General features: G+C 58.0%; 13 protein-coding genes and 2 rRNA genes (1 of these 15 cut by a window edge). 7 read left to right on the top strand and 8 right to left on the bottom strand.

Going from position 1 to position 15,256, the window contains the following annotated elements; all coding sequences use genetic code 11:
• Positions 1-178: 178 nt before the first annotated feature.
• Together AB7M22_RS01485 and AB7M22_RS01480 are read right to left on the bottom strand one after the other, a co-directional pair.
• Entirely contained in the window at positions 179-676 is a 498-nt protein-coding gene (locus tag AB7M22_RS01485; protein WP_454185003.1) for a DUF4411 family protein, read from the bottom strand.
• Positions 673-1,809 carry an ImmA/IrrE family metallo-endopeptidase gene (locus AB7M22_RS01480; RefSeq protein ID WP_454185002.1) on the bottom strand — a complete coding sequence of 379 codons (1,137 nt, stop codon included), beginning with the start codon at positions 1,807-1,809 and terminating at the stop codon, positions 673-675. Before AB7M22_RS01480 ends, AB7M22_RS01485 begins: the two co-directional genes overlap by 4 nt.
• A 460-nt stretch (positions 1,810-2,269) precedes the next feature.
• On the opposite strand from AB7M22_RS01480, the gene AB7M22_RS01475 reads away from it, so the two are divergent.
• The 5 genes from AB7M22_RS01475 (at position 2,270) to AB7M22_RS01455 (ending at position 8,089) form a co-directional block, all read left to right on the top strand.
• Positions 2,270-2,647 carry a hypothetical protein gene (locus AB7M22_RS01475; protein WP_454185001.1) on the top strand — a complete coding sequence of 126 codons (378 nt, stop codon included), beginning with the start codon at positions 2,270-2,272 and terminating at the stop codon, positions 2,645-2,647.
• A 339-nt stretch (positions 2,648-2,986) separates the two neighbouring features.
• Positions 2,987-3,463: a formate dehydrogenase subunit gamma gene (locus AB7M22_RS01470; RefSeq protein ID WP_454185000.1), complete on the top strand. Its 477-nt coding sequence runs from the start codon at positions 2,987-2,989 to the stop codon at positions 3,461-3,463.
• The gene (locus tag AB7M22_RS01465; protein WP_454184999.1) at positions 3,460-4,992 is read left to right on the top strand and encodes a formate dehydrogenase beta subunit; all 1,533 of its coding nucleotides are present in this window, start codon (positions 3,460-3,462) and stop codon (positions 4,990-4,992) included. The genes AB7M22_RS01470 and AB7M22_RS01465 overlap by 4 nt, the downstream gene beginning before the upstream one ends.
• Positions 4,989-7,871, top strand: coding sequence for a formate dehydrogenase subunit alpha (fdhF, locus tag AB7M22_RS01460; protein ID WP_454184998.1), 2,883 nt, complete (start codon positions 4,989-4,991; stop codon positions 7,869-7,871). Before AB7M22_RS01465 ends, fdhF begins: the two co-directional genes overlap by 4 nt.
• A complete protein-coding gene (locus AB7M22_RS01455; protein ID WP_454184997.1) occupies positions 7,868-8,089 on the top strand; it encodes a formate dehydrogenase subunit delta in 222 nt (73 codons plus the stop codon). Before fdhF ends, AB7M22_RS01455 begins: the two co-directional genes overlap by 4 nt.
• 152 nt (positions 8,090-8,241) lie before the next feature.
• On the opposite strand, the gene AB7M22_RS01450 is transcribed toward AB7M22_RS01455, so the two are convergent.
• Positions 8,242-9,594 (bottom strand): sensor histidine kinase, encoded by a 1,353-nt coding sequence (locus AB7M22_RS01450; RefSeq protein WP_454184996.1) that lies wholly within the window; start codon positions 9,592-9,594, stop codon positions 8,242-8,244.
• Positions 9,591-10,301 (bottom strand): response regulator, encoded by a 711-nt coding sequence (locus AB7M22_RS01445; protein ID WP_454184995.1) that lies wholly within the window; start codon positions 10,299-10,301, stop codon positions 9,591-9,593. Before AB7M22_RS01445 ends, AB7M22_RS01450 begins: the two co-directional genes overlap by 4 nt.
• A 166-nt stretch (positions 10,302-10,467) precedes the next feature.
• On the opposite strand from AB7M22_RS01445, the gene AB7M22_RS01440 reads away from it, so the two are divergent.
• Together AB7M22_RS01440 and AB7M22_RS01435 are read left to right on the top strand one after the other, a co-directional pair.
• Complete coding sequence (locus AB7M22_RS01440) at positions 10,468-11,259, top strand: MlaA family lipoprotein (protein ID WP_454184994.1); 792 nt, start codon at positions 10,468-10,470, stop codon at positions 11,257-11,259.
• The gene (locus AB7M22_RS01435; RefSeq protein WP_454184993.1) at positions 11,249-11,518 is read left to right on the top strand and encodes a hypothetical protein; all 270 of its coding nucleotides are present in this window, start codon (positions 11,249-11,251) and stop codon (positions 11,516-11,518) included. The genes AB7M22_RS01440 and AB7M22_RS01435 overlap by 11 nt, the downstream gene beginning before the upstream one ends.
• A gap of 68 nt (positions 11,519-11,586) precedes the next feature.
• Here the strand turns inward: AB7M22_RS01435 and AB7M22_RS01430 are convergent, their stop codons facing one another.
• From AB7M22_RS01430 to AB7M22_RS01415, 4 genes are all read right to left on the bottom strand, one after another.
• Positions 11,587-11,940: a gamma-glutamylcyclotransferase family protein gene (locus tag AB7M22_RS01430; RefSeq protein WP_454184992.1), complete on the bottom strand. Its 354-nt coding sequence runs from the start codon at positions 11,938-11,940 to the stop codon at positions 11,587-11,589.
• Between the two features lie 13 nt (positions 11,941-11,953).
• Positions 11,954-12,619, bottom strand: a complete 666-nt coding sequence (locus AB7M22_RS01425) for a M24 family metallopeptidase (RefSeq protein WP_454184991.1) — start codon at positions 12,617-12,619, stop codon at positions 11,954-11,956.
• Between the two features lie 224 nt (positions 12,620-12,843).
• Positions 12,844-12,959: ribosomal RNA gene (gene rrf / locus AB7M22_RS01420) — 5S ribosomal RNA — on the bottom strand.
• 154 nt (positions 12,960-13,113) lie between these two features.
• Positions 13,114-15,256, bottom strand: a 23S ribosomal RNA gene (locus AB7M22_RS01415); it runs 749 nt beyond the window's last position.

Genomic DNA, 15,256 nt, shown 5'->3' with positions numbered 1-15,256 from the left:
ATTATTTTTTCCTGTTAAAAACTTAAATCCCAAACGACGCAAAGGGTAGCGTTGTCGTGCGGGAGAAACAATTGCATAAAAAGGGGACAGGCCATCTGACCGAAAAAGGGGGCAGTTTTATTTCCATTCACCCTGCTAAACATTTCAAGCCCACACGATTTGAGCAAGTTACTTTTTTTCAAGCAGGTAACACAAACCTTGCTTCGAGCCTATGCAACAACTCGAACGTATTCAAAAAAGGAACATTCAGCTCCTTACAAATATTGGGAATTATGAACTTTCGCTTAGCATCGAGATTTAGCACTTCATGAGTAACGACTGTAGCCCCTGTAGTCATTGCTTTCGCAATCAACCAAGGGTCAGCACCCGCTAAAAACTCTTCCATAGCGCCAACTTTCATCTTATGCGCTTGATCAGCTACAAATCCCGCAACCTGCGTGAATGCCAGTTGCGTATCCTGATCGGTGGTGGAGTGAAAAAAATCAGAATTGTCCTTCGCCCAACCCGCCAGATCGTCATACCCTTTTGTTAGCTCATCCATGACAGGTGCAATGCTGGCTAAAGCCAATGCTTTGTTCTTAAGTAGTAACCACTGCCAAAAGCCAGGACAGATAGCCATCCCGTAGTAACGGTTTTTTGCTTCGATCAGCGTGTTAGCGTCGAGTAAATGATTCATTCCGTAATCTTGTTGGCGAGAGTCCTTAATTTAGCAGGTTGCACGCCGAGCAAATTTCCCGCCTCGCGTAGCAGCATCCGGCCACTCATTGCTTCAGTCAGCACTGCCTTGCTTAGGCGAGGGCTGTTTTTCGCGGTGGCGTTACGGTAATAGTCACCCGCTCCACCTTTATCATCCTGAAAAGCCTTGAGGATCATTCGATAGTAAGCGCTGTACTGTGCTTGGCTTATATAACCCAGATCAAGGGCGCGGCGACCGATAGCTAATTTACTGATGTGAAATCGAGTGGCTAGCGGAGCTAAATTGTCTTCCCAGTTAACATCTGCGTTCCACAGGGCTCGGAATTGGGCTCCGGGAGCCAGAAATTCACCTGCAACTGCATTGCAGAATCGTTCCTCGTCTCGACCATTGGCGGTGTTTCCGTCAGACACTCCACTGCTGCCAATCCAGATGTGGGCCAGCTCGTGAAGCAAGGTGAACAGCCGGGCGGTGGGTGCGTCGGAACTGTTGATAAATACAACAGGGGCGTATGCATTACTGATGGCAAAACCCCGAAACTCGCTAACTTCAAGTTTGCGATGAGTATTTCCTAGCGCAATGCCACTACGCATAACCAAAATTCCAGCCGCTTCTGCAGCCTCGATCAAGGCGCGGCTGTATTTGTCGTAATCCAATCGAGCAACGTCAGGGTTCACGCCGAGGATCCGGCGGATATCGCCCACCACCTCAGCGACTTGAGATCGGCTATTGAAGCGACCGACGAATGCCAGCGGCTGATGCTCCTGGTGTTGCAGATACTCCAGGTACCAGTCCTGCTTACGCATGGAATCCCTGACGGTGTCCAACAGTTCCAGACTGGGGCGTTGAGGAGCTATCCCACCGACAGTCCGAAGATCAGGTAAAGGCAGTTGTTCGACGGGCGGCTGCTGAAGAAATAGGAAGCCGAAAGGGACATGAGCGAGACTCGCCCACTTTTGAGCCTGAAGGAATGTTGGCTTGGTCTCGCCTGCCTCCCATTCCTCTACTCGATCAGGTTTCACTGGTAGCTTTTTAGCAACCTGCTCAGTGGAGAGGCCTGCGCGCTCACGAGACCATGTGAGCAGGCTTGGATTGACTAAGGCGGCTTGGCTCATAGGATTGCAGGCAATTCAGATAGGGCCAGTAAACGTTCGAGAGCATCCTTGGCAGATGCATCCGACTGATGCTGGTTCCAGTTATCTGGCATCGCCTTTCTCCTTGGCTATTAAAGGTCTAGTGGCTGCGTCTACAGATTAGTCGAGAAGCAGAGCTACCGACGGTAAGAGCGCGCGATTATGAGGTAAATTCGCAACGACCCGAAGCGCAAATATGTAACCCGCAGACAGATGGTATTGACCTGTTTCAATGCGTTTCATGACGCAAGTACATCTCTTTCCAGCCCGCCATCTCTTCATCACCCGAGTATCCGTGGTGACCGGCCACATAGCCCCCAGTGCTTTCGAAGGTTGCAGGCCCTTCAGCATAGAGCCATTATTTTGATATCGTGCCTCCATCGCCTCATCTCATCAAAGAAACCGGCGGTTTCAGGGCATTGTTAACAAGGAAAAGGATTGAATGCAGCTAATCGGCATGTTGGTGTTCTTCGCTGCGACAGCGGGGATGTGGATTTGGGTGGTGAGGAACCGTGGCACTGTGAATCTGTGGCTCGCTAATCTGGCAGGTGCCGTGGGTAGTTTTATTGTCGGGATTGCGGTGCTGATTCTGTTCAACAGATGGTTTGTCCCCGGAGGAAACTCGGCACGGGGAGTTGTATTCATGTTCTATACATTGATGGCGATTTCAGGTGCCTTTGTCGGAACCTGGCTTCTGGTGATCGCCCGGCTCAAGCAGTCTGAATACCCCGTCGTCCGTCATTTGATCGCCGGAGCGTGCAGTGTGTTGGCGGCACTGACCACGGTGGTGTTGTGGGTGATGATCCTTCCCGCCAAGTGAGTATTTTGATACCCCTCCCATCGCGCTCACGGGTTACCTGAAAAGTACTCAGTGAGCGAACGCCTCGGCCTGCGCTCTTCTAGACTTAACAGGTAGTCGTAGACAGAATCGAACACGTCGCTTTGGTGCTGATGAATCAAAGGCAGCGTGGCAAGCTGCCTTAATGCCCTATAAAAGGTGCGGCAAAGACCGCACCGGGCCCAACAAGATGCCCGCTCAGGGTGCCCTGGCCAACGGCCTGAAAATGCCACGATACCGTGACGTGGTGTGAGTGCCGCAGCCGACACTTTCGGACGACCGACAACCATCTGGTTTGTCCGTGACCGTGAGGATTGCTGAATGCCTGATGAGATGTTGCACCTGCCAATGGTCAACAGCGTGCTGGAGCGCCACAAACGCTCCCCCGGTGCACTGTTGCCCATCCTTCATGAGATTCAGGAGGGTATCGGTTACATCCCCGATGCCGCCATCCCCGAGATTGCCCACGCGCTAAACCTGAGTCAGGCCGAGGTTCGCGGGGTGATCAGCTTCTACCATGACTTCCGCACCTCGCCTCCGGCCCGGCATATCCTGCGGCTGTGCCGCGCCGAGTCGTGCAAGAGTCGCGGCGCTGAGCAGCTTGCGGCGCAGTTGCGCGAACGTCTGCAACTGGATGATCACGGCAGTAGCGCCGACGGCAGCATCAGTTTGCGTCCGGTGTATTGCCTCGGCGCGTGTGCCTGCTCGCCCGCTCTGGAGCTGGATGGCCGGGTGCATGCGCGGCTGAGTGTCGAGCGTCTGGATGCGCTACTTGATGCTTGCCGGGAGGACGTATGAGCCTCTATCTATCCTGTGATTCGCTGGCCCGTGCCGTGGGTGCCGATGAGGTGGCGTTGGCCCTTGCCAGCCAGGACCTGCAGCGCACCAGTTCTCGCGGCCTGTATTGGCTGGAACCATTGCTGGAAGTGGACACTCCGCAAGGCCGTATCGGCTTCGGCCCGCTGACCATTGCCGATGTGCCATCCGTGCTCGACGCGCTGCACAGTGATCCGTCCTTGCACCCACTGGCCTTGGGGCTGGTGGAAGAGTTGCCTTATCTGAAGACTCAACAACGCCTGCTGTTCGCCCGCGCCGGCATTACCCGGCCGTTGTCCCTGGATGATTACCGGGCGCACGGCGGCTTCGAGGGTTTGACCCGGGCCATCGCAGTGGGCGGCGAGCAGACCGTGACGGAAGTGTTCGATTCAGGCCTGCGTGGCCGTGGCGGCGCGGCCTTCCCGGCCGGGATCAAATGGCGCACGGTGCGCGCTACCGAAGCGGCGCAAAAGTACATTGTGTGCAACGCCGACGAAGGCGATTCCGGCACCTTTGCCGACCGCATGTTGATGGAAGGCGACCCCTTCCTGCTGATTGAAGGCATGGCCATTGCGGGCATCACCGTCGGAGCCACTTACGGCTACATCTATGTGCGCTCGGAATATCCAGACGCCGTGGCCACACTGCGTGCAGCGCTGAACATTGCTCGGACCGCCGGATACCTGGGAGCCAATGTCGGCGGCAGCGGCCAGGCCTTCGATATGGAGGTGCGCGTCGGTGCCGGCGCTTACATCTGCGGTGAGGAAACCGCGCTGCTGGACTCGCTCGAAGGCAAGCGCGGGATTGTCCGCGCCAAGCCGCCGATCCCTGCGTTGAAGGGGCTGTTTGGTCTACCGACCTTGGTACACAACGTGCTGACCCTGGCTTCGGTGCCGCTGATTCTGGCCAAGGGTGCGCAGTTCTATCGCGATTACGGCATGGGCCGTTCCCTCGGCACCATGCCCTTTCAGTTGGCGGGCAATATTCGTCACGGCGGTCTGGTGGAACGGGCCTTTGGCCTGACGCTGCGGGAACTGGTGGAAGACTACGGCGGTGGTACCGCCAGTGGCCGGCCACTGAAAGCCGCCCAGGTGGGTGGCCCGCTCGGTGCCTGGGTGCCGCCGTCGCAATTCGACACACCGCTGGATTACGAGGCCTTCGCCGCCATCGGCGCGATGCTCGGTCACGGTGGTGTGGTGGTGGCTGACGACAGCCTGGACATGGCTCATATGGCGCGTTTCGCCATGCAGTTCTGCGCCGAGGAATCCTGTGGTAAATGCACGCCGTGCCGCATCGGCTCGACCCGTGGCGTGGAGGTGATCGACCGTCTGCTGGCCGCGCCTGATCAAAGTGGTCGAGATGAACAGGTGATCATCCTCAAGGACCTGTGCGACACCCTGCAATACGGTTCGCTGTGCGCGTTGGGCGGCATGGTTTCCTTTCCGGTCGCCAGCGCCCTCAAGTACTTCCCCGCCGACTTCGGTCTGCAAGCCTCGGAGGCCGACCAATGATCACTCTCTTCGACCCGAAAACCGATATCGATCTTGGCACTCCAGCCCGCGACAGCGACGTGCAGGTGACCCTGAACATCGACGGCCGCAGCATCAGCGTGCCCGAGGGTACTTCGGTGATGCGTGCCGCCGCGCTGCTGGGCACCACCATTCCCAAACTGTGTGCCACCGACAGCCTGGAAGCCTTCGGCTCCTGCCGCATGTGCCTGGTGGAGATCGATGGCATGCGTGGCTACCCCGCGTCCTGCACCACGCCGGTCAGCGAAGGCATGAGCGTGCACACCCAGACGCCGAAGCTCGCGACCCTGCGCCGTAACGTCATGGAGCTGTACATCTCCGATCACCCGCTGGACTGCCTGACCTGCTCGGCCAACGGCAATTGCGAGCTGCAAACCGTGGCGGGCCAGGTCGGCCTGCGGGAAGTACGTTACGGCTATGAAGGCGACAACCATCTCGCCGACGTGAAGGACACCTCCAACCCCTATTTCGATTACGACCCGAGCAAGTGCATCGTCTGCAACCGCTGCGTGCGCGCCTGCGAAGAAACCCAGGGCACTTTTGCCCTGACCATTACCGGACGCGGTTTCGAATCCCGGGTCGAGGCCGCCGGGGGCGAGAACTTCCTCGATTCGGAATGCGTGTCCTGCGGTGCTTGTGTGCAAGCCTGCCCGACCGCGACGCTGATGGAAAAAAGCGTGGTCGAACTGGGCCAGCCCGAACGCAGCGTGATCACCACGTGTGCCTATTGCGGCGTGGGTTGCTCGTTCCGCGCCGAGATGAAAGGCGACCAGCTGGTGCGCATGGTTCCAGACAAGAATGGCCAAGCCAACCACGGTCACTCCTGCGTCAAAGGGCGCTTTGCGTGGGGCTACGCCACCCACCCGGATCGCATCACCAAGCCGATGATCCGCAAGCACATCAACGACCCTTGGCAAGAAGTCAGCTGGGATGAAGCGGTGACCTACGCTGCCAGCGAATTCCGCCGGCTACAGCAAAAATACGGCCGCGACTCGATTGGTGGCATCACTTCCAGCCGCTGCACCAACGAAGAAACCTATCTGGTGCAAAAACTGGTGCGCGCCGCGTTCGGGAACAATAACGTCGACACCTGTGCGCGGGTCTGCCACTCGCCGACCGGCTATGGCCTGAAACAAACCCTGGGCGAGTCCGCCGGCACCCAGAGTTTTGACTCGGTGATGCAGGCCGACGTGATCCTGGTGATGGGCGCCAACCCCAGCGACGCCCACCCGGTGTTCGCCTCTCAGCTCAAACGCCGCCTGCGTGAAGGCGCGCGACTGATCGTCATCGACCCACGACGCATTGATCTGGTGGACTCGGTGCATGCCCGCGCCGAACTGCACCTGGCCCTGCGTCCGGGCACCAACGTTGCCATGCTCAACGCCTTGGCCCACGTCATCGTCACCGAAGGCCTGCTCAATCAGCCCTTCATCGACGCCCGTTGCGAAGGAACGGATTTCGCCCACTGGAGCGAGTTCGTCAGCCGCGCGGAAAACTCGCCGGAAGTCCTCGGCGCCATCTGCGGTGTAGAACCTGCCGACATCCGTGCCGCCGCTCGTCTGTATGCCACCGGCGGCAACGCGGCGATCTACTACGGCCTGGGCGTCACCGAGCACAGCCAGGGCAGCACCGCCGTCATGGGCATCGCCAACCTGGCCATGGCCACCGGCAACATCGGCCGCGAAGGCGTGGGCGTGAACCCGCTGCGTGGGCAGAACAACGTTCAGGGTTCCTGCGACATGGGCTCCTTCCCCCACGAGCTGCCCGGCTACCGGCACATCTCCAACGAAGTGGTTCGGGCGCAGTTCGAACAGGCGTGGAACGTCACTCTGCAACCCGACCCGGGCCTGCGCATTCCCAACATGTTCGAGGCGGCCTTGGGCGGCAGCTTCAAGGGCTTGTATTGCCAAGGCGAAGACATCGCCCAGAGCGACCCGAATACCCAGCATGTCACCGCGGCGCTGTCGGCCATGGAATGTGTGGTGGTGCAGGACATCTTCCTCAACGAAACCGCCAAGTTCGCCCACGTGTTCCTGCCGGGCAGTTCGTTCCTGGAAAAAGACGGCACCTTCACCAACGCCGAGCGACGCATCTCCCGGGTGCGCAAGGTCATGGAGCCGCTGGGCGGCAAGGCCGACTGGGAAGGCACGGTGGCCTTGGCCAACGCCCTGGGTTACCCGATGAACTACAAACATCCGTCGGAAATCATGGATGAAATCGCCAGCCTGACGCCGACCTTCACCAACGTCAGCTACACCGAACTGGATCGCCACGGCAGCCTGCAATGGCCGTGCAACGCCGCGGCACCGGACGGCACGCCGACCATGCACATCGAGGAATTCGTGCGCGGCAAGGGGCGCTTCATGCTCACCGGCTACGTGCCCACCGAGGAAAAGGTCAACAGTCGCTATCCGCTTCTGCTGACCACCGGACGCATCCTCAGCCAGTACAACGTCGGCGCCCAGACCCGGCGTACCGACAACGTCGCCTGGCACCACGAAGACCGCCTGGAAATCCACCCGACCGACGCCGAGAGCCGTGGCATCAACGAAGATGACTGGGTCGGCATCGGCAGCCGCGCCGGACAGACCGTACTGCGTGCGCGGGTCACCGAACGGGTCGCTCCAGGCGTGGTGTACACCACGTTCCACTTCCCTGAATCGGGCGCCAACGTCATCACCACCGACAACTCCGACTGGGCCACCAACTGTCCGGAGTACAAGGTCACCGCCGTGGAAGTCAGCCGCGTCTACCACCCTTCCGAGTGGCAAAAACGCTATCAGGAATTCAGTGACAACCAACAACGCCTGCTCGACGAACGCCGTCAGGCGCGTGACACTAAAGCCGAGGTACGCCGATGAGCACTGACAATCTGATCAAAATGGCCAACCAGATCGCCCAGTACTTCGCCAGCCAACCGGACCAGAAACAGGCCGTGCTCGGTGTGCGTAATCATTTGCAGATGTACTGGACGCCGGGCATGCGCAAGGAGTTGCTGGCCTGGCAGACGGAGCATCAGGGGGCAGACTTGCACCCACTGGCGCAGGCCGCGGTCAGTGGGGCGGGCTGGGAGGCTTAGGTTCATACGATCCTTGGGGAGAGTTGCCCCTTGGCCTGTTGACTGAAAACTGTGGCGGGGGGCCGCTTCGCGCCCCAGCGGGAGCAAGCTCCCTCGCCACAGTTTTTTGATCGTTTCGACATTATGTGAGCAGTATTGCGAGTCTTTCGGGACTAATGCATCGGCAACACCACCAACGCCTCCAACCCGCCCTTCGACCGATTACGCAGTGTCAGCTCGCCTCCGTGTTCCAGCACAATCGCCCGCGCCGCCGATAACCCCAAACCAACGCCCCCCGTGCTTTTGTTTCGTGAGCCTTCCATGCGAAAGAACGGTGCGAACACTTGTTCAAGGCTGGCATCGGGAATACCCGGCCCACGATCCAGTATCTTGATCCGCACCTCTCCAGCACCCGGGATCAGTTCAATCCCCGACTCACTCCCGTACTTGATCGCGTTATCAAGCAGATTGGTCATCACCCGCTTAAGCCCCAACGGGCGCCCGAAATACACCCACCGCAGCGGCCCGCTGAAGGCAATGTCGACTCCCTGATCCCGATAATCATCAAGCAACGTTTGCAGCAGTTCCGCCAGATCAAACTGGGTCGCCGGTTCAAGTCGCGCATCATCACGAAAGAACTCCAGCGCCGAGTTGATCATCGCCTGCATTTCATCCACGTCACGAAATAGCCGTTGTTGTTGCTCGCTGTCTTCGATGAATTCGCCACGCAAGCGCATCCGCGTCAGGGGCGCTCGCAGGTCATGGGAGATGGCGGCGAGCATTTGCGTACGGTCGCGGATGAAGTGCTGTAACTGCGCCTGCATGGCGTTAAACGCGAGAATGGCCTGGCGGATTTCGTGGGGGCCGAGCGGTTCGATCGGCGGTGCGCGGAAGTCCACGCCGAAGCGGCGGGCGCCTTCAGCGAAGCGCTGCAAAGGTGTGGCGAGGCGTCGGGTGGCGATCAGTGCGACCAGTGCAGTGGAGATCAGCACCAGCAGGATGACGATCAGGTAGCGTGGCGCTTCGTCGAGCCCCCAACTGCGCGAGGGCGCGGAGAACATCAGCCACGATGCGTCGGACAGCTCGATCAGCAGCGCGTAATGCGCGTCCGCCGTGTGCTCCGTCCAGTCGGCCGGCTCATAGGCTTCGATGCGCCGGTCAGGGGCTCTGAGCATCGGCTGCAGGATGGTCGAGCCGATGTCAGACTTCGGATCGTCCACTGTCGGCAGATTGAGATCGTGCCTATCAGGATGCCAAGTGACAGTGAAGCCGTTCTCGTTGGCGGCTTGCGCCAATGGGTTGCGCAGTGGCGCCGGAGCGGCCTCGATGACGCGGGTGATGGCGGCGGCTTTTTCCAGCAGGCCGATTTCGGTCAACGGCGGGCGGGCCCACACCCCGGCCAGTTGGATAAACAACCCGTTGAGCGCCAGTGAAATGAGCATGGCCAGGATGATCGTCAACGCGACCCAGCGCGCAACCGTATCTTGCGGCCAGTCTCGGGCGCGAATCCGCTTCAACCAGTTCATCGCCGCGTCACGCTGGGAGTGAACAGGTAACCGCCGTTGCGCACGGTGCGAATCATTGCCGGGCGCTTGGTATCGGACTCGAGTTTGCGTCGCAGGCGGCTGACCTGAACGTCGATGCTGCGATCGAACGCGTCATGGCAATGCCCGCGCGCCAGGTCCAGCAATTGCTCGCGGGTGAGAATGCGTTGCGGGTGTTCTACGAAGACCAGCAGCAGGTCAAACTCACCGGCCGACAGCGGGATCATCACGTTGTCTGGCGAGCGAAGTTCACGGCGGGTGACGTCCAGGTGCCAGTCGGCGAAGTCGATCAGCGGCCGTGGCCGTTCCTGCGACACCGGACGACGCTCGTCCACGCGACGCAACACAGCGCGCACTCGGGCCAGCAGTTCACGGGCGTCGAAGGGTTTGGTCAGGTAATCATCGGCGCCCAGCTCCAGGCCGACCACCCGATCACTGAGTTCACCCATGGCGGTCAGCATGATCACTGGTAACGCGTATCGAATCCGCAGTTGCTGACACAGGATCAGCCCGCTGTCGCCCGGCAACATCACGTCCAGAATGATCAGGTCTGGCGCCTGGCGCTCTATGGCCGCCCACAGCGACGCACCGTCTGTGGCGACCTCGACGCTGTAGCCGTGCTGCACGAAGAATTTTTTCAGTAGATCGAGGACTTCAAGGTCGTCGTCCACAATTAAAAGGCTGTTCACCGAAGGTCACTTAAGGGGCGAATGGAACCGCCATCTAAAACCATTCACGGCTGCTAGTCATATATTTCAACTCTGCAATAAAACATCAGCACCGCAATAAACCAGACATCTTTGCGCAAGGCTTGGGGCTCAGCATCACGGCGAATTCCTCCTGAGACTTGCGTCCATGTTGCCTTTCAAGTGTGCTCCCTGGCTGGCCCGCAACACCTCGATTGCTGTGTTGGCCGCAGGGCTGACGGGTTGCAGCAGCCAGCTGCCGTCCACCACCGATGTGGCCTGTGCCGACATCGCCTATTCAGTGTACGACCCGGCGGAACCGTTCAATCGTGGCGTCTTCGCGTTTAACCGGGTGGTTGATGATTACGCCCTGGCGCCGGTCGCGCGCGGCTACCGCTACACGCCGGACTTTTTCCAGACCGGCGTGCATAACTTTGTGGCGAACTTCGGCGAGCCCAAGGTTTTTATCAATGACCTGCTGCAAGGCAATCCTATGCGCTCGGTCAATACCCTGGGACGTTTCGCGCTCAACACCACGGTAGGTGTGGTGGGCTTGATCGACGTCTCCGGCATGGCCGGTATCCCGCGCCACGACTCGGACTTCGGCCAGACCTTCGGCGTGTGGGGCATTGGCAACGGTCCGATCATCGAGCTGCCATTGCTCGGGACCTCCAACAGTCGCGACGCCGCCGGGCGCGTGCTCGGTTTTGTGGTCGATCCGTTCGGCAGCAATAGCGATACCGTGGAGACACTGTCCACTATCAGCACTGTCGGCGGCATCGTCGATGGCCGGGCAGAAGCCTTACCGCTGACCGATAGCCTGCAAAAACTGCCGGACTATTACAGCGCTTTGCGTAATGTGGTCGCCGAGCATCGTGCCGCTTACGTGGCCGAAGGCAAACAAGGCTCGCCAGACAACACCGCTCCTCAATGCACAGGAGTACCGGCCGATGGTTTCTGAAAGCAATAGCCTGATTCTGCAGCAACGGGTGATTCGGGACGACTCGGCCAATCAGCATCTGCACTGTCGGGAAATCACCCTGCGCCTGTCACCGGACTGCCGCCAATTGGTGCTCACCCGCTACACCGAACACTACGGCCCGGCGCTGGTACGCTGGATAGAGCGCAGCCACACGGTGTCGGTGGCTGAACTGTTTCGTTGGCTCGTGGCCAATGGTGAGGCGGGGGTCATGAGAGCGAGCAGCCAGTCGCTGCCTTGATTTCAGGGTGATGATACGGAGGACGGAAGTCTTCCGGTCGTCATCCCAGTTGCTGCAGCCCTTGGCGATCAGGCTCGCACATAAACCCAGGCGCTGATGCCGGACTTGAGGGTCACACTGACGCGTTTATAGTCCGCCACCTCGTATTCGTCGGCCGCGGCCAGCTCTTGGGCCGTGATCTCGAAAACAGTGCCGGCGATCTCGTCCGACAGGTCGCCACTCTCCTGCACGATGGGATGATGGGTTTTCCCACTCATGGCCAACACTGCTGGATCGGTTATCTCGACCAGGTTCTGCTTGTAGCCTGGCAGACTGTCCAGATGCCCTTTCAACTCGCGCCCGAAGGTGGACAACTGGACTGCCTGATCCTGCAAGGTACCGTAGGAGAACAGCAGAACCGGTTGCTCTGTTTGGTTAGGCATGAGGTTTCCTCGGTCAGATAAGCAAATCTTCGTAGAACGCTCCGAAAGGGCGCTCCGGGTGGGCGATCTGGATTTCCAGAATCCATAGGCCGGTTGTCGGGCATTTGTCTAAATCCCCGAGGTCGCCGCCACGGTGAATCGCATGAGGGAAATCGCAGACTCTGTGGCCTTTGATGTCCAGATTGAGCTTCCACCCCATGGCTTGCGCCTGGCTGGCCGCATAGCTGTAAAGCTCCATGCCGGAAACCCGTTCGCTGCGCCAAAAGCCTTCGACCCGATTGAAAAGCTCTCGGGCAGCCGCGGCACAGGCGATCATTTCAGGATCGGAACCCGTGGTGAAAGTCGCCCCGGCATCACCTTCGTGCCCTTGCCAGACTGCGCCCATGTCGATGAAGAAAATATCTTCGTCACTCAATTCAGGATCGCCATCGGAGCGCTGCTTGAACGTCTTGAGTGTGTTGGCGCCAAAGCGGATCAGCAGTGGATGCCAGATTCGATCCATGCCCAGTTCGGACAAAATCTGCTTGCCTCGCAACTGGGCTTCAGACTCGCGCATACCGGGAGAAATAATCCGAGCGATCTGTTCGATGGCCTTCCAGGTCATCTGCTGGGCGTGGCGCATCGTTTCCAGCGTGTAGCGCTCGCCTACTGCCTCTTTTCCGCTCAGGACCATTGTCATCACTCATTCCCTTTATTAGAAAGCGCAGGCTCATACGCTATATAGTTTTATATATTGCGATATTCAATAATAAAAATATAGCCATGACCCTGACTTCAATTCATCGCCATGACGCCTGAGCGAGGCTGTGACAGCCGGAAGCGGTCCGATAATGCTGTACGAACTTTCCTGCGGACAAAACAAAACCCCTACCTGCATACGCAGATAGGGGTTTCGGAATTTAATCTTGACGATGACCTACTCTCACATGGGGAAACCCCACACTACCATCGGCGATGCATCGTTTCACTGCTGAGTTCGGGATGGGATCAGGTGGTTCCAATGCTCTATGGTCGTCAAGAAATTCGGTAGCCAGGTCGTTCTCTCTTGCGAGATCACGCTCCAGCGAATGGGTATGCGATAGTTTGTGTGTTTGTTCTCGAACTTTCGGTTCGTTTCGTCTTCACACACCGCAATCTGGCCTCTTTCGAGTTCACAAATTGCTTGGGTGTTATATGGTCAAGCCTCACGGGCAATTAGTATTGGTTAGCTCAACGCCTCACAGCGCTTACACACCCAACCTATCAACGTCGTAGTCTTCGACGGCCCTTCAGGGGACTCAAGGTCCCAGTGAGATCTCATCTTGAGGCTAGTTTCCCGCTTAGATGCTTTCAGCGGTTATCTATTCCGAACATAGCTACCCGGCAATGCCACTGGCGTGACAACCGGAACACCAGAGGTTCGTCCACTCCGGTCCTCTCGTACTAGGAGCAGCCCCTCTCAAATCTCAAACGTCCACGGCAGATAGGGACCGAACTGTCTCACGACGTTCTAAACCCAGCTCGCGTACCACTTTAAATGGCGAACAGCCATACCCTTGGGACCGGCTTCAGCCCCAGGATGTGATGAGCCGACATCGAGGTGCCAAACACCGCCGTCGATATGAACTCTTGGGCGGTATCAGCCTGTTATCCCCGGAGTACCTTTTATCCGTTGAGCGATGGCCCTTCCATACAGAACCACCGGATCACTAAGACCTACTTTCGTACCTGCTCGACGTGTCTGTCTCGCAGTCAAGCGCGCTTTTGCCTTTATACTCTACGACCGATTTCCGACCGGTCTGAGCGCACCTTCGTACTCCTCCGTTACTCTTTAGGAGGAGACCGCCCCAGTCAAACTACCCACCATACACTGTCCTCGATCCGGATAACGGACCTGAGTTAGAACCTCAAAGTTGCCAGGGTGGTATTTCAAGGTTGGCTCCACGCGAACTGGCGTCCACGCTTCAAAGCCTCCCACCTATCCTACACAAGCAAATTCAAAGTCCAGTGCAAAGCTATAGTAAAGGTTCACGGGGTCTTTCCGTCTAGCCGCGGATACACTGCATCTTCACAGCGATTTCAATTTCACTGAGTCTCGGGTGGAGACAGCGCCGCCATCGTTACGCCATTCGTGCAGGTCGGAACTTACCCGACAAGGAATTTCGCTACCTTAGGACCGTTATAGTTACGGCCGCCGTTTACCGGGGCTTCGATCAAGAGCTTCGCGTTAGCTAACCCCATCAATTAACCTTCCGGCACCGGGCAGGCGTCACACCCTATACGTCCACTTTCGTGTTTGCAGAGTGCTGTGTTTTTAATAAACAGTCGCAGCGGCCTGGTATCTTCGACCGGCGTGGGCTTACGCAGTAAATGCTTCACCCTCACCGGCGCACCTTCTCCCGAAGTTACGGTGCCATTTTGCCTAGTTCCTTCACCCGAGTTCTCTCAAGCGCCTTGGTATTCTCTACCCAACCACCTGTGTCGGTTTGGGGTACGGTTCCTGGTTACCTGAAGCTTAGAAGCTTTTCTTGGAAGCATGGCATCAACCACTTCGTCACCCAGAGGGTAACTCGTCATCAGCTCTCGGCCTTAGAATCCCGGATTTACCTAAGATTCCAGCCTACCACCTTAAACTTGGACAACCAACGCCAAGCTGGCCTAGCCTTCTCCGTCCCTCCATCGCAATAACCAGAAGTACAGGAATATTAACCTGTTTTCCATCGACTACGCTTTTCAGCCTCGCCTTAGGGACCGACTAACCCTGCGTCGATTAACGTTGCGCAGGAAACCTTGGTCTTTCGGCGTGGGTGTTTTTCACACCCATTGTCGTTACTCATGTCAGCATTCGCACTTCTGATACCTCCAGCAAGCTTCTCAACTCACCTTCACAGGCTTACAGAACGCTCCTCTACCGCATCACCTAAGTGATACCCGTAGCTTCGGTGTATGGTTTGAGCCCCGTTACATCTTCCGCGCAGGCCGACTCGACTAGTGAGCTATTACGCTTTCTTTAAAGGGTGGCTGCTTCTAAGCCAACCTCCTAGCTGTCTAAGCCTTCCCACATCGTTTCCCACTTAACCATAACTTTGGGACCTTAGCTGACGGTCTGGGTTGTTTCCCTTTTCACGACGGACGTTAGCACCCGCCGTGTGTCTCCCATGCTCGGCACTTGTAGGTATTCGGAGTTTGCATCGGTTTGGTAAGTCGGGATGACCCCCTAGCCGAAACAGTGCTCTACCCCCTACAGTGATACATGAGGCGCTACCTAAATAGCTTTCGAGGAGAACCAGCTATCTCCGAGCTTGATTAGCCTTTCACTCCGATCCACAGGTCATCC

The organism is Pseudomonas sp. ADAK2 TE3594 (assembly GCF_053628675.1).
This window is presented reverse-complemented; position numbering and strand designations above follow the sequence as displayed.

Bases quoted from the DNA above. Each gene is read 5' to 3' on its own strand.
- AB7M22_RS01485 (WP_454185003.1), bottom strand. From the start codon at position 676: ATGAATCATTTACTCGACGCTAACACGCTGATCGAAGCAAAAAACCGT.
- AB7M22_RS01480 (WP_454185002.1), bottom strand. From the start codon at position 1,809: ATGAGCCAAGCCGCCTTAGTCAATCCAAGCCTGCTCACATGGTCTCGT.
- AB7M22_RS01475 (WP_454185001.1), top strand. From the start codon at position 2,270: ATGCAGCTAATCGGCATGTTGGTGTTCTTCGCTGCGACAGCGGGGATG.
- AB7M22_RS01470 (WP_454185000.1), top strand. From the start codon at position 2,987: ATGCCTGATGAGATGTTGCACCTGCCAATGGTCAACAGCGTGCTGGAG.
- AB7M22_RS01465 (WP_454184999.1), top strand. From the start codon at position 3,460: ATGAGCCTCTATCTATCCTGTGATTCGCTGGCCCGTGCCGTGGGTGCC.
- fdhF (WP_454184998.1), top strand. From the start codon at position 4,989: ATGATCACTCTCTTCGACCCGAAAACCGATATCGATCTTGGCACTCCA.
- AB7M22_RS01455 (WP_454184997.1), top strand. From the start codon at position 7,868: ATGAGCACTGACAATCTGATCAAAATGGCCAACCAGATCGCCCAGTAC.
- AB7M22_RS01450 (WP_454184996.1), bottom strand. From the start codon at position 9,594: ATGAACTGGTTGAAGCGGATTCGCGCCCGAGACTGGCCGCAAGATACG.
- AB7M22_RS01440 (WP_454184994.1), top strand. From the start codon at position 10,468: ATGTTGCCTTTCAAGTGTGCTCCCTGGCTGGCCCGCAACACCTCGATT.
- AB7M22_RS01435 (WP_454184993.1), top strand. From the start codon at position 11,249: ATGGTTTCTGAAAGCAATAGCCTGATTCTGCAGCAACGGGTGATTCGG.
- AB7M22_RS01430 (WP_454184992.1), bottom strand. From the start codon at position 11,940: ATGCCTAACCAAACAGAGCAACCGGTTCTGCTGTTCTCCTACGGTACC.
- AB7M22_RS01425 (WP_454184991.1), bottom strand. From the start codon at position 12,619: ATGACAATGGTCCTGAGCGGAAAAGAGGCAGTAGGCGAGCGCTACACG.